The organism is Blastococcus sp. SYSU D00669 (assembly GCF_054050715.1).
Genome location: NZ_JBJGZV010000030.1, coordinates 1 through 12,648, shown reverse-complemented (window position 1 = coordinate 12,648; position 12,648 = coordinate 1). Strand labels below are relative to the sequence as shown.

12 protein-coding genes, 1 tRNA gene and 1 pseudogene are annotated in these 12,648 nt (G+C 75.3%); 9 read left to right on the top strand and 5 right to left on the bottom strand.

From position 1 onward, the window contains the following. The first annotated feature begins 10 nt into the window (after positions 1 to 10). The gene (locus tag ACI8AF_RS19395; RefSeq protein ID WP_456541382.1) at positions 11 to 1,252 is read left to right on the top strand and encodes a beta-ketoacyl-[acyl-carrier-protein] synthase family protein; all 1,242 of its coding nucleotides are present in this window, start codon (positions 11 to 13) and stop codon (positions 1,250 to 1,252) included. 43 nt (positions 1,253 to 1,295) lie between these two features. Next, entirely contained in the window at positions 1,296 to 2,714 is a 1,419-nt protein-coding gene (locus ACI8AF_RS19390; protein ID WP_456541381.1) for an acyl-CoA carboxylase subunit beta, read from the top strand. Between the two features lie 416 nt (positions 2,715 to 3,130). Here the strand turns inward: ACI8AF_RS19390 and ACI8AF_RS19385 are convergent, their stop codons facing one another. Further along, on the bottom strand, positions 3,131 to 3,631 hold the full coding sequence (locus ACI8AF_RS19385) for a DUF3145 domain-containing protein (protein ID WP_456541380.1): 501 nt from the start codon (positions 3,629 to 3,631) through the stop codon (positions 3,131 to 3,133). A gap of 546 nt (positions 3,632 to 4,177) precedes the next feature. Between ACI8AF_RS19385 and ACI8AF_RS19380 the strand changes: the two genes are divergently transcribed. Then, on the top strand, positions 4,178 to 4,897 hold the full coding sequence (locus ACI8AF_RS19380; protein WP_456541379.1) for an ANTAR domain-containing protein: 720 nt from the start codon (positions 4,178 to 4,180) through the stop codon (positions 4,895 to 4,897). A 1-nt stretch (position 4,898) separates the two neighbouring features. Here ACI8AF_RS19380 and ACI8AF_RS19375 read toward each other — a convergent pair whose 3' ends face one another. After that, entirely contained in the window at positions 4,899 to 5,150 is a 252-nt protein-coding gene (locus tag ACI8AF_RS19375; RefSeq protein ID WP_456541378.1) for a hypothetical protein, read from the bottom strand. A gap of 39 nt (positions 5,151 to 5,189) precedes the next feature. Further along, a complete protein-coding gene (locus ACI8AF_RS19370; protein WP_456541377.1) occupies positions 5,190 to 6,302 on the bottom strand; it encodes a diguanylate cyclase domain-containing protein in 1,113 nt (370 codons plus the stop codon). A 127-nt stretch (positions 6,303 to 6,429) separates the two neighbouring features. On the opposite strand from ACI8AF_RS19370, the gene ACI8AF_RS19365 reads away from it, so the two are divergent. After that, complete coding sequence (locus ACI8AF_RS19365) at positions 6,430 to 7,338, top strand: maleylpyruvate isomerase N-terminal domain-containing protein (RefSeq protein ID WP_456541376.1); 909 nt, start codon at positions 6,430 to 6,432, stop codon at positions 7,336 to 7,338. On the opposite strand, the gene ACI8AF_RS19360 is transcribed toward ACI8AF_RS19365, so the two are convergent. Further along, the gene (locus tag ACI8AF_RS19360) at positions 7,335 to 8,000 is read right to left on the bottom strand and encodes a TVP38/TMEM64 family protein (protein ID WP_456541375.1); all 666 of its coding nucleotides are present in this window, start codon (positions 7,998 to 8,000) and stop codon (positions 7,335 to 7,337) included. The two genes, ACI8AF_RS19365 and ACI8AF_RS19360, sit on opposite strands and share 4 nt — an antisense overlap. Positions 8,001 to 8,059: 59 nt before the next feature. Here ACI8AF_RS19360 and ACI8AF_RS19355 point away from each other — a divergent pair, with 59 nt between their 5' ends. The 5 genes and pseudogenes from ACI8AF_RS19355 (at position 8,060) to ACI8AF_RS19335 (ending at position 11,353) form a co-directional block, all read left to right on the top strand. Further along, positions 8,060 to 8,251, top strand: a complete 192-nt coding sequence (locus tag ACI8AF_RS19355) for a hypothetical protein (protein ID WP_456541374.1) — start codon at positions 8,060 to 8,062, stop codon at positions 8,249 to 8,251. A 36-nt stretch (positions 8,252 to 8,287) separates the two neighbouring features. Continuing rightward, positions 8,288 to 8,361: transfer RNA gene (locus ACI8AF_RS19350), tRNA-Ile, on the top strand. A 252-nt stretch (positions 8,362 to 8,613) separates the two neighbouring features. Further along, positions 8,614 to 8,827 (top strand): annotated as a pseudogene (locus ACI8AF_RS19345) (IS481 family transposase); the annotation flags it as partial. Positions 8,828 to 9,458: 631 nt separating this feature from the next. Then, positions 9,459 to 10,607, top strand: coding sequence for a globin domain-containing protein (locus ACI8AF_RS19340; RefSeq protein ID WP_456541373.1), 1,149 nt, complete (start codon positions 9,459 to 9,461; stop codon positions 10,605 to 10,607). After that, complete coding sequence (locus ACI8AF_RS19335; RefSeq protein WP_456541372.1) at positions 10,604 to 11,353, top strand: DivIVA domain-containing protein; 750 nt, start codon at positions 10,604 to 10,606, stop codon at positions 11,351 to 11,353. The genes ACI8AF_RS19340 and ACI8AF_RS19335 overlap by 4 nt, the downstream gene beginning before the upstream one ends. Before the next feature lie 346 nt (positions 11,354 to 11,699). On the opposite strand, the gene ACI8AF_RS19330 is transcribed toward ACI8AF_RS19335, so the two are convergent. Further along, on the bottom strand, positions 11,700 to 12,648 hold a 949-nt coding region (locus tag ACI8AF_RS19330), incomplete at its 5' end, for a chloride channel protein (RefSeq protein ID WP_456541371.1).

The window sequence follows — 12,648 nt, the reverse complement described above, 5'->3', positions numbered from 1 at the left end:
GGACATAGCGATGAGCACGTCAACCAGTGACGTCGTCGTCACCGGCCTCGGCGCCACCACGCCGCTCGGCGGTGACGTGGCCAGCACGTGGGAGGCGCTGCTGGCCGGGCGGTCGGGGGTCGAGCGGATCACCGACGACTGGGCCGAGGACTACCCGGCCCAGCTGGTGGCCCGCATGGCGACCGACCCGTCCGAGCAGCTCGACCGGGTCCGCGCCCGGCGGCTCGACCGCAGCCAGCAGGCCGCGGTGGTCGCCGCCGAGCAGGCGTGGGCCGAATCGGGCGCCGCCGAGCTCGACGTCGCGCCGGAGCGGATCGCCGTCGTCTTCGGCACCGGCATCGGCGGCGCGCTGACCCTGCTCGGCCAGGACGACGTCCTGGAGGCGAAGGGCCCCAAGCGGGTCTCCCCCTTCACCATCCCGATGCTCATGCCCAACGGCCCGGCCGCCGCGGTGGGCCTCGCCATCGGCGCCAAGGGCGGCGTGCACGCGCCGGTCAGCGCCTGCGCCTCCGGCGCCGAGGCGATCCGCTGGGGCCTGGACCTGCTGCGCTTCGACCGCGCCGACGTCGTCCTGGTCGGCGGCGCCGAGGCGTGCATCCACCCGCTGCCGATGGCCGGCTTCGCCGCGATGCGCGCGATGAGCACCCGCAACGACGAGCCCCACCGCGCCTCGCGGCCGTTCGACAAGGCCCGCGACGGGTTCGTGCTGGGCGAGGGCGCCGCGGCGCTGGTGCTCGAGCGGGCCGACTCCGCCCGCGGGCGCGGCGCGACCGTGCACGCCCGGCTGGCCGGCGCCGGGGCCACCGCCGACGGCTACGACCTGGTCGCCCCGCACCCCGAGGGCGAGGGCGCCGGGCGGGCGATCGGCGCGGCGCTGCGCGACGCCGGGCTCTCCCCCGCCGACATCGGGCACGTCAACGCGCACGCCACCTCCACGCCGGTCGGCGACACCGCCGAGGCGGCCGCCATCCGCTCGTCCATCGGCGACCACGTGCTGGTGACGGCGACCAAGAGCCAGACCGGCCACCTGCTCGGCGCCGCCGGCGCGCTCGAGTCGGTGTTCACCATCCTGGCGCTGCGCGACCAGGTCGTGCCCGCCACCGCCAACCTCGACGACCCGGACGACGACGCCGCCGTCCAGGCCCTCGACATCGTGCGCCACGAGCCGCGCAAGGCGCAGCTCACCGCCGCCGTGAACGACTCCTTCGGCTTCGGCGGCCACAACATCGCCCTGGTCTTCACGACGGCGTGAGCGCCCGGCAGTCCCGTCCCGAGCCCGGTTCCGTGGAGGTCGCATGACCACCCTGCAGGCAGCTCCCCCGACCCCGCCCACCGCACCCGATCCCCGCGACCCCGAGGACCGGCTGCGCCGGTTCTTCGACGAGGGCTCGCTGCAGCTGCTGGTCGGCCGCGACACCTCCGGCGTCGTCGCCGGCCGCGGCACCGTGGCCGGGACGCCGACCGTCGCCTTCTGCACCGACGCCACCGTCATGGGCGGCGCCATGGGCGTCGACGGCTGCCGGCACATCGTCGACGCCATCGACGCCGCGCTGCGCGAGCGCGTGCCCGTCGTCGGCATCTGGCACTCCGGCGGCGCCCGCCTGGCCGAGGGCGTCGTCGCGCTGCACGCCGTCGGCGAGGTCTTCGAGGCGATGGTGCGGGCGTCGGGCCGGATCCCGCAGATCTCGGTGGTGCTCGGCCCCGCGGCCGGCGGCGCCGCCTACGGCCCGGCGCTCACCGACCTGGTGATCATGGGGCCGGCCGGGCGGGTGTTCGTCACCGGCCCGGACGTCGTCCGCTCGGTCACCGGCGAGGTGGTCGACCAGGAGCAGCTCGGCGGGCCCGACACCCACGGCCGGCGCTCCGGCGTCGTCCACGTGGTCACCGAGTCCGAGCCCGACGCGCTGGAGACCGCGCGCCAGGCGGTGTCGCTGCTGGCCGACCAGGGCACCTTCGCGCCGGCCGAGGACGAGCCGGACGTCGACCTGCGGGCGCTGCTGCCCGAGCAGCCGCAGCGGGCCTACGACGTCAAGCCGCTGGTCGCCGCCGTCCTCGACTCCCCCGGGCTGGAGCTGCACCCGCGGTTCGCGCCGAACATCGTGACCACGCTGGGCCGGATCGCCGGGCGGACGGTGGGCGTCATCGCCAACAACCCGCTGCGGCTGGGCGGCTGCCTGGACTCGGCATCGGCCGAGAAGGCGGCCCGGTTCGTGCGGATGTGCGACGCGTTCGGCGTCCCGCTCGTGGTGCTGGTCGACGTCCCCGGCTACCTGCCCGGCGTCGGGCAGGAGTGGGACGGCGTGGTGCGGCGCGGCGCCAAGCTGCTGCACGCCTTCGCCGAGGCCGTCGTCCCCCGGGTGACGCTGGTGACGCGCAAGTCCTACGGCGGCGCCTACATCGCCATGAACTCCCGCTCGCTGGGCGCGACGGCGGTGTTCGCGTGGCCGGGCGCGGAGGTCGCCGTCATGGGCGCCAAGGCCGCGGTCGGCATCCTGCACCGCAAGAAGCTGGCGGCCGCCCCGCCCGGGGAGCGCGACGCGCTGCACGAGCAGCTGGCCGCCGAGCACGAGCGGATCGCCGGGGGGGTGAACAAGGCCCGCGAGATCGGCGTCGTCGACGAGGTGGTGGAGCCGTCGCACACCAAGCGCCGGCTGGTGCAGGCACTGGCGTCGGCTCCCGCCGGCCGCGGCGCCCACGGCAACATCCCGCTGTAGCCCCGGCCACGATCAGCTCACCTGATCCGGACAGGTCCTCCCTCGCGTCGCAGCGTGAGGGAGGACCTGTTGCCGTGAGGGAGGACGTGCCGAGGGCATGACTGCGGCGGGCCGGGCCACGTCGGTCGCCGGGTGGAGCCGGGCGGTCGCCTCCTGAGCCGCGTCATGCCCCGGCCTCACGGACGGCGGCACGGTCAAGCAGCGGCGGCCACGGTGGACCCGCACGGGGTGGTCGCGGCCCGCGCGGCAGGCGGCGAGGGTGGCGACCACACCGCGAGGGTGGGCGGCCGCGGACGTGGAACGGTCGCCCGGACGCCGCTTCCCCGACGGCGTCCGGACGACCGGGTTCTCACCTTACGACGGCTGCCCGCCCCCCGCGGGTGTGTCGTAGTCGGATCGTGACCTGCAGGTTCTCCTCAGACGACCTGGTGCAGCCAGGTGATCGGGCTGCCGTCGCCGGCGTGCCGGTAGACCTCCAGATCGGCGTCCCAGGCGGCGCCGAGGAGCTCGTCGACCCCGTGCCGGAACGCCTCGATGGAGGTGGCGGTCGCGGCCAGGTGGCGCAGCTGCTGCTCGGTCACCACGAGGTCGCCGTTGGCACTCGTGGGCGCGCGGTACACACCGTGACCGGGCACGTAGGACATGCGCTCGCCGTCGTTGCCGTGGCTGGCTTCCTCGGTCACCTCGAACCGCAGCATGGGCCACGCGCGCAGGGCAGCGACGAGCTTCGCACCGGTCCCGGGCGCGCCCGTCCAGGCGACCTCGGCACGGTACGACCCGTGCGCCGCGGGCTGCTCGGCCCACGACAGGGAGACCGGCGCGCCGACGACGCGTTCGAGCGCCCACTCGACGTGCTGGCACAGCGCCTTCGGGCACGCGTGCACGAAGACGACACCCTGGGTAGACCGTCGCTGCACGAGGCACCTCCATCGACTCGATCGGTCTCGTCTTCCCCTACGGACCCATCGATTCGGTGACGCGCTGTATTCGGCAATGACGGAGCAGGGCTCCCGCAGACAGTCTGCACGATGGTGACCCTGTCGCGCCAGTGCGGATGAGGCGGAAGCGGCGAAAGTGACGCAAGGTGACGTGGTATGCGCTTTAGCGCTGGTCAGCGGCCATACCACGGCCGGTGGCCCGTCGTCCAGCAAGCCATCTGGTTCCGTGGACGCTCGACGCAACGGTGTCAAGCCACCCGCCGACGCGTCTCGACGGCGTGTCGAGCCACGCCGCCCGGCGCTCACGCAGCGTAACGGACGGCGCCCCCTGCCCCCCGGTGACACGCCGACGACGGGCCGACGCGTCGACGCCCCACCCGCCCGAACCGGATCGGTACCGGCCGCTAGAGTGACGTCCAGTCCGCAGCGCGTCCAACAGCCGGCGTGCGGTGCGGGGACATCCCCGCTCGCCGGGCTCCCTTCAAGGTCGTGGGGAGTCCGCCCCTGCCCGCCCGAGGAACGATCGTGACCCGCCCCGACCCGAACCCGGATGCCGTCCAGCGCGCGTTCGAAGAGCTCGGCCGCCTGTCCTTCGCCGACCACTCGCTGCAGTCGCTCGTCCAGCAGGTCGCCGACGTCGCCGCCCGGGTGCTGCCCGCCGACCCGGCCACCTCGGTGACCATCCTCACGCAGGAGCGGCCGCGCACCGTGGCCTCCAGCCACGACCTGGCCCTCGACCTCGACCAGGTGCAGTACGCCCTCGGCGCCGGCCCGTGCCTGGAGGCCGCGTCCACCGGCCGCCCGGCGGCCTGCCCCGACACCGGCGCCGACGGCCGGTGGCCGGAGTTCGCCGCCCGCGCGGCCGAGCAGGGGTGCCGCAGCGTGCTCTCCGTGCCCCTCCCGGTGCAGGAGCACGTGGGCGGCGGCCTGAACGTCTACCTGCGCGGGATCGCGCCCTCGGACGACGCCGCGCGGGCGCTGGCCGAGCGCTTCGCCTCCTACGCCGTCGTCCCGGTGTCGAACATGTACCTCTACTCCACCGCCGTCGAGCGGGTGGAGCACCTGCGGGTCGCGCTGGACTCGCGGGCGGTCATCGACCAGGCCAAGGGCATCCTCATGGAGCGCTACAAGCTCACCGCGGACCAGGCGTTCCAGGCCCTCGTCCGGGTGTCGATGGAGAGCAACACCAAGGTCCGCGACGTGGCCGAGCGCATGGTCGAGACCGGCGAGCTGCGCCCGAGCTGAGTCAGCCGCCGGGGATCAGCAGGTCCTCCCGGGGCGTCACCCGGACGGCACGGATCCCGTCGTCCGGGGTCTCCTCCCACTCGACCTCGACCACCTGCCCGGCCCGGAGGACGTCGCGCCCGGTGCTGCGGTGCACGACCGACGCCGGCACCCAGCACTGCTCGCCCGGCAGGTCGGGGACGTCGATCCAGCCACGGCCGGCGTCGTCGTCCCACCGGACGACGGTGCCGAGGGACTTCCCGCTGCGCGCCACGGCCCCAGGCTGACCCGGTGCGCGGCCGGCGGCAAGCGGTCAGGCGCTGGGGACGGTGACCCGGTCGCCGCCGGCGGTCTTGGCGCGGTACATCGCGGCATCGGCGCGGTGCAGCAGGTCGAGGACGTCGTCCCCGGCGCAGACCTCGGCGACGCCCACGCTGGCGGTGACGCCGACGGACCGGCCGGCGAGCGCCACGGCGTCGCGCAGCCGCTCGGCCAGGGAGTCGGCCGGCAGCGCCGCGCTCACCTCGGCCAGGACGGCGAACTCGTCGCCGCCGAGCCGCGCCACGGTGTCGGACTCCCGGACCGACGCGGCCAGCGCCTGCGCCACCTGCTGCAGCACCGCGTCACCGGCGCCGTGCCCCTCGCGGTCGTTGACGCTCTTGAAGCCGTCGAGGTCCACGAGGCAGATGACCGTCGTCGACGTCTCGTCCAGCGCCAGCTCGAGCCGGCGGAGGAAGGCGCGCCGGTTGCACAGCCCGGTCAGCGGGTCGGTGGAGGCCAGTGCCTGCTGGGTGCGGATGAGCTCCACCTGGCGGTCGTGGGCGCGCCAGTAGTTCGCCGACGCCATGGCGCACACCAGGGTGAACGCACCCATGACCACCGCGATGAAGAGCACCGCGAGGGTGATGTCCGGCAGGGCGATCAGCACGTAGCTGGCGGCCATGGCGGTCCCGACCAGCACCACCCCGCCCGGGGTGTAGGTGAACGCCATGTAGGCGAGGGTCAGGAACAGCAGGGCGAACAGCGGGCTGGCGCCACCGCCGTCGATCCGCGTGCCCACGCCGACCATGGCGGTGACACCGACGCTCCAGGAGTAGAAGAGCAACGGGCCGCGGGCGTCGCGCATCATCGCGGCCAGCGGCAGCAGGAGCAGGCAGGGCGTGAGGACGACGACGGCGGTCGCCATGCCGAACACGACCAGGGAGTCGCGCGCGGGGGAGTCGGTCAGCAGGCAGTAGCCGATGACCGCCCAGCCGCCGGCCTCGCTGAGCACGATGCCGGTCCTGACATGACGCACCCAGTAGGCGGCGCGGTCGTCGTCCTCGGCCAGCCGCCGGTAGAGCGCGGTCCGCAGGGCGGCGAGCAGCCGCGGGACGGCGCGGCTGCGCCCCGGTCCCGCCTGCGGTACCCCTGTCGGTCCTGCCACGTGCGGAGGATCGGGAGGGGCGCCGCCGTCCTTGACCGGTCTCACCCGTCGGGGGGTGGCGCCGCACGCCGGCGCCGTGCCGAGGCTCACAGGCCTGCCACCCGCGGGCGGCGGGTAGCCCGCACCCATGGCTGCAGAGCACGCCGCGCGCCGGCAGGGCATGGCCGGGAGCGGGCGCGAGCAGGTGGCAGCGCTGGTGCTGCCCGCGTGGGACGCCTTCCTGGCCCAGGCAGCGGAGGTCGACCTGGACCGCCGGAGCCGGCTGCCGGGCTGGCGGGCGCACGAGGTCTGCGTCCACCTGGGCCTGTGGCCGGAGAACACGGCCATGGCCGACCTGATCGCGTCCGCGCGGTCCGGCGGCACCGGGGAGCAACCGGACGTCGACGCGGTGAACGCCCGCGTCACCGCCGCCCACCGCGCCGCCTCCCGCGCGGAGGTCCTGGCCGGGCTGCGCCGCAACCGCGACGCCACCGAGCGCTACCTGACCGAGGAGCCGGTCGAGCTCGACACGGCACCGACGGTCTCCGTGGTCGGGCGGCTCCCGCTGCTCTCCGTCGTCCTCGGTCAGGCCTACGAGCTGGCGGTGCATGGCCTGGACCTGGCCGACGCCGGCGCTCCCCCCGTGCCGGAGGACGTGCTGCAGGCCGGGCTCGCGGCGCTCGCCGACGTGACCGGCGCGCTGGCCGCGTCGTGCGGCATCACCGGCGGGGCGACGCTGGCCACCCCGGACGGCGGCTGGCGGTTCGCGGCCGACCGGGACGGCTGGACGGTCACCCGCGTGCCCGCCGGCCGGGTCGACGGCGCCGCGGTCGAGGCCGCGGCCGACCTGCTGCTGGAGGCGGCGTCCGGGCGGGCCAACCCGGTCCCGGCCGTGGCGCGCCGCCGGCTCAAGGTGCACGACGTCCCGGGGCTGCTGCGGCTGGCGCCGATCGTTCAGGCCGTGCCGGGGATCCCGGGCGGACCGATCCTCCAGCTCGCGGCCCGGACGATGGGCGGCGCCGGCGGGGTGCTCGGCCGGCTGTTCGGCCGCGGCTAGCCCTCGTCGGGCGCGGTCCGGCGGCGGCGTCGTCGCCACACCAGCCCGGCCGCGACGAGGACGGCGACGACCGCCGGGACGACGGTGAACACGGTGCCCTGCTCGACCATCAGCGGCGCCGCGGCCCCGATGCCCACCTGCACGACCGTGCCCGGGACGACCCCGAGCGCCGTCGCGGCCGCGTAGGGCACCGGGCGGATCATGGTGAGACCGGCCGCGTAGCTCAGCGGCGTGAACGGCACGACGGGGATGAGCCGGGCGGTGAGCACGGGGACGAAGCCCCGCTCCCCCACCAGCCGGTCGACGCGCGCCACCCACCGGCCGGCGAGCCGGGTGGCGGCGTCGCGGCCCAGCCACCGGCTCAGCGCGAAGGCGCCCAGGCCCCCGATCATCGCGCCACCCAGCGCCACGGCGAGGCCGGGCCAGAACCCGGCGACGACACCGATGAGCACCGAGATGGCGGTGCGTGGCACGGGCGCCAGCAGCGCGACGCCGAGCGCCAGCGACAGGACGACGAGGCCGAGGCTGCCGGCGGCGTCGAGCCGCGCCCGCACCACCTCCAGCGACGGCAGGTCGACGACGAGGGCCGCCACCCCGCCGGCGACGAGGACGAGCAGCAGGGCGCCCGCGCGGACCCAGGTCCGCTCCGCCGCCGCCCGCACCGGTCCATGGTGCGGGACGGGGTGCATCCGGCGGCCGGGGCGGGGCCGAAGAGCGAACTGTGTTCCTCCTCGTCCTGGCCGTGCCCGCATTTTCGGTCGTGGTGGTCGGCTACGCGATCGGATCGGCGGTCTTCAGCCCGCTCGGGCCGCAGCGGGCGGAGGCGGCCGGCTGGATCACCGGGGTGGCGCTGCTCGCCGCCGTGACCTGGGGTGCGCGGGCCTGGTGGCGGCGCCGGGGGCGGCGCGACTGAACGCGGGCCCGCTGTGGCATCGTCGTCAGTGCTCGCGGGGCGGTAGCTCAGCCGGTCAGAGCTGCGGACTCATAATCCGCCGGTCGTGGGTTCGAGCCCCACCCGCCCCACCCGCTCGATGTGTTGTCCGCCTGGTGCTCGGCCTGCGGGCATCGGGTGAGGCGCGACAGTGTCTCGGTTGGTGGTTGACAGCTGTGTCGGCTGATCCTGACGCTCGCGCGGTGCGGGAGCTGGGCGTGGCGGACCGGCATCTGGCCGTGCGGCGGTGATCGCCGAGGGGCACGAGGGGACCGCGGTGGCCCAGCACCGGGGTGTGGCCCGGCAGACGGTGCGCGAGTGGCCGGCCCGGTGGTGCTCGGCAGCGCCGGCAGCACCCGGCCTGGGGGCCGCGGCGGATCGTGGTGGAGCTGGCCCGCCGCGCGGTGGTGCCGGCGCCGAGCGGGTCGGGGGTGTCCCGGGCGCTGCGGCGGGCCGGGCGCGCGTCGGCGACGGGAGTTCCGGAAGCGCTGGGAGCGCGGCGCGCCGATGGGATCGGCGCAGATGGACATCGTCGGTGGGATCGGCCCGGCCGACGGTCCACGGCCGAGGCGCTACCCACCGCATGGGATCCTGCGCGAGCCCTCGTCCAGGCCATGACGTGGCCTTTCCTCCCACGGATCCCCGGCATCGCGAACCGGCTCATGCATGTGCAGTAGTTCCCTACGACCGGCGCCCGAGCGCACATCGGACCGGCGAACCGGGAGGTCAGAGCACCGTGCGGAGCGACCTCCCTGCAAGGGGCCGAGCCGCCGGCCCCGCGGGCCCTTCGCCGTGCAACCGAGCGCACCGGCCCGAGCGCAGGCGGCGTCGGGGCGGCACGTCGGCGTGGCGCGCCCGGCCGGGCGTTGCCGTCCGCCGTGAGCTGTGGCGAGCGGGTCGGGAGACGGGCCGGTCACGCGACGCCCGGTCCACCGCAACGCGCTGATGCGCCGGTCAGCGCCGGTACGGCGGGGCGGATGCGACCCGTCCGCGCTGATGCGGGGCGTACCGCAGGGGCAGCGGCGCCCCGGGCGCGCCGGGCGCGCCGCCCGGTCCAGCGGGACTACTGCACATGGTGGACAGGCCGGATCCGGCGGCCCGGGACCTTGCCCCACCGCGCGGCTAACGGATTAATCCGCCTCTGTCCCACCCGAGCCGTGCGTTGGACCCCGCCCAGGGAGGAGGGCACGTGAACATCCCCGCGATGCGCGCCAGTTTCGCCAAGGCCGCAGCGGCCGGCGACGAGGTGCCGCTGTACTTCTACTCTCACCTATTCTTGTGCCACCCGGAGGTGAGGAAGCTCTTCCCCGTCTCGATGGCCCACCAGCGCGACCGGCTCTTCGCGGCGCTGGGCGAGGTGGTCGCCCGGGTCGACGACCTCGATGCTCTGGTGCCGCTCCTGCAGCAACTCGGCCGTGACCACCGCAAGTTCGGCACGGTCGCCGACCACTACCCGGCCGTGGGAGCCAGCCTGCTGGCCACCCTGGAGCGGTTCGACGACGGGTGGAACGCCGAACTCGCGGCGGACTGGACGGCGGCCTACGAGCTGGTCGCGAAGGTGATGACCGAGGCGGCCGACGCGGCCGCGTCCGAGCCGCCCTGGTGGGAGGCGGACGTCGTCGAGCACGAGCGCCGCACGGTGGACGTGGCGGTGGTGCGGCTGCAGCCGCGGACGCCGTTCAGCTACCTGCCAGGGCAGTCGATCTCCGTGGAGTCCGACCTGCGGCCGCGGCTGTGGCGCTACTTCTCGCCGGCCGGCGCGCCCCGCCCGGACGGCCAGCTGGAGATCCACGTCAAGGCGCGGGCCGGCGGCCCGGTCAGCTCCGCGCTCGTGCACGGCGTCGGCGTGGGGGACGTGCTGCGCCTCGGCCCGCCCGTCGGCAACCTCACCCTGGGCGCCGAGTCCGATCGCGACTTGCTGCTCGTCGCCGGCGGCACCGGCCTGGCCCCGCTGAAGGCCATCATCGACCAGATCGCCTGCCGGGGGCCCGCCCGACGGGTGGACCTGTTCGTCGGGGCGCGGACCGAGGGCGACCTCTACGACCGGGCCGATCTCGCCCGACTGGCCCAGCGGCACGCCTGGCTGACGGTCACGCTCGCGGTCTCCGAGGACAAGGAGTCGGACCTGGAGCAGGGCGACATCGCCGACGTCGTCCTGCGGCAGGGGCCGTGGCTGAGCCGGGAGGCCTACATCGCCGGCGGACCCGCCATGGTCGAGGACACCGTGTCCCGGCTCGTCGGGCACGGTCTGCGTCCCGACCGCATCCGTACCGAGGTCTTCGCCCCTAGCCGACCGGGGCCCAGCATCGATGACGACGACGAGAAGGTGGCGGCATGAGCGATCCCCAGGTTGCCGGGCACAGCGGCCGGCGGCTCTCCCCCAACGACATCAACACCGTGATCCTCGAGCGCGGCTCCGTGCTCCGCCCCGGCTACAACGAGGCGAGTGTGGACGGGTTCCTGCGGCGGGTGGCCGCCGAGGTGGGCCGCCTCATCGCGGAGAAGGCCGAGCTGCGCGACGAGGTCAACGCCCTGAGGCAGCAGCTCGACGGCGTGGCCACGCCCGTGTCCCCCAGCGAACAGGCGGTGCGGATCCTCTCCGTCGCTCAGCAGACGGCGGACAACTACGTCGCCGAGGCCGAGGGCCTGAGTCGGAACATGACCATCGAGGCCCGCGTGCGCTACGAGGAGCAGGTGCGGCTGGCGCGGGAGAACGCCGGCGCGATCATCCAGGCCGCCCAGGAGGCAGCCGCCAAGATCACCGCGGGTCGGGACGGGGACACGTCGGGCTCCGACACCCGCCGCAGCGCCGAGGAGCTCGAGGAGCAGGTGGCCTACCTGAAGACGTTCGCCACGGCGTGCCGGGTGCAGTTGCGGGCGTATCTCGAGGCGCTGCTGTGCGACGTCGAGAGCGAGTGGGGCAAGGCCGATCCGGCCGCGCTACCACCGGGCGAGCGGCCGCTCGCCCTGCGCCCGGGGAGTGGCAACGGCACGTCGCCGGCGCACAGGGCGAACGGGGACCGGGACGCCGGGTCCGAGCTCGACGACTTCGACGAGGTGATGGCCGCAGCCGTCCAGAGCTGAGCGGGCGGCCGCGCGACGGCGTCGCCGGGGCTGTCCGGCCTCGGCCGAGGTGGTCGATCCGTCCCCGTTGCGGCTCGCCCACCGCCGGTTCCGGGCTGCCCCGGGGCTCCACGCGCCGCCGCTGCGTGCGGCCACTCGCCGTGGGGCGACGTCGGGCCGGCGCTCCAGCTCCAGCGGCCGTCCGGTTCTCGTGACCGGGCGGCCGCTGTCGTCTGCGCTTCCCCGGTAGGCGCAGTCCATCGAGCCTGCCCACCGCAGGCTCGTGGGCACACGGTAGGCACGAACGGGTCGAGTCGTGCCGAGGACGGCGGCGCCGTGGAGCTCAGACACGACCCGAGGCGAGATCTCACGGGCCCAGCCGGAGCACGGTGACGTACCGGAGCACGGTGACGTAGCAGACGACGACGGCGACGATCACCAGCGGCAGGACGGGGAACCCGGCCGAGCCGAGGAACAGCGCGGTGAGCAGGACGGCGGTCATCGGCAGCCGCAGCATGCCCGCGGTCACCACGCCCAGGCCCATCGCGACCCCGGCCACGAGCGAGAGCCCGGGCAGGTGCGAGAGCGCGACGCCGCCCACGGCGCCGAGGAACATGGCGGGGAAGGTCGGGCCGCCGCGGAAGCCGCCCAGCGCGGCCACGTAGGCCAGCCCCTTGCACACCAGGAGCAGCAGCAGCGCCCCGACCGAGTACGAGGCGGAGTCGGTGACCACGCCCGGCAGCGCCGCCTGCCCGGAGAAGAGGACGTCGGCGGCCTCGTGGCCGGTGGCGCTCGCGTAGAGGATGGCCAGCCCGGCCATCGCCAGACCCAGGACGACCGTCGACGGCACCGGGCGCCGCCCGACGCCGTCGCGCAACCGCAGCGCCGCCCACCGCAGCGCCACGCAGAGCACCGCCCCCGCCAGCCCGATGACGACGGCCCAGCCGAACTCGGCGACGGTCGGCGCGCCCGCCGCCGGCAGGTCGGGGATGGCGAGGGAGAAGGTGCCGTAGGCGGTCAGCTCGTCGAGGCCGGTGAAGATCAGCGCGCCGATCCCGGCGCCGAGCAGCCCGGGCAGCAGCACGGCCGTGGCCAGCAGCCCGCCGACGCCGGTGGCCTCGAGCAGCAGGAAGGCGCCGGCGAGCGGGGTGCCGAGCAGGGTGCTGATCGCGGCGAAGCTGCCGGTGGCCGCGACTAACGCGGCCCCCCGTCCGGGGTCGTCGGGGCGCGCGTGCCCGAACGCGAGGTACGCCATGCCGGAGCCCACCGCGAACATCCGCGCCTCCGGCCCCAACAACCCTCCCAACCCGCTTCGG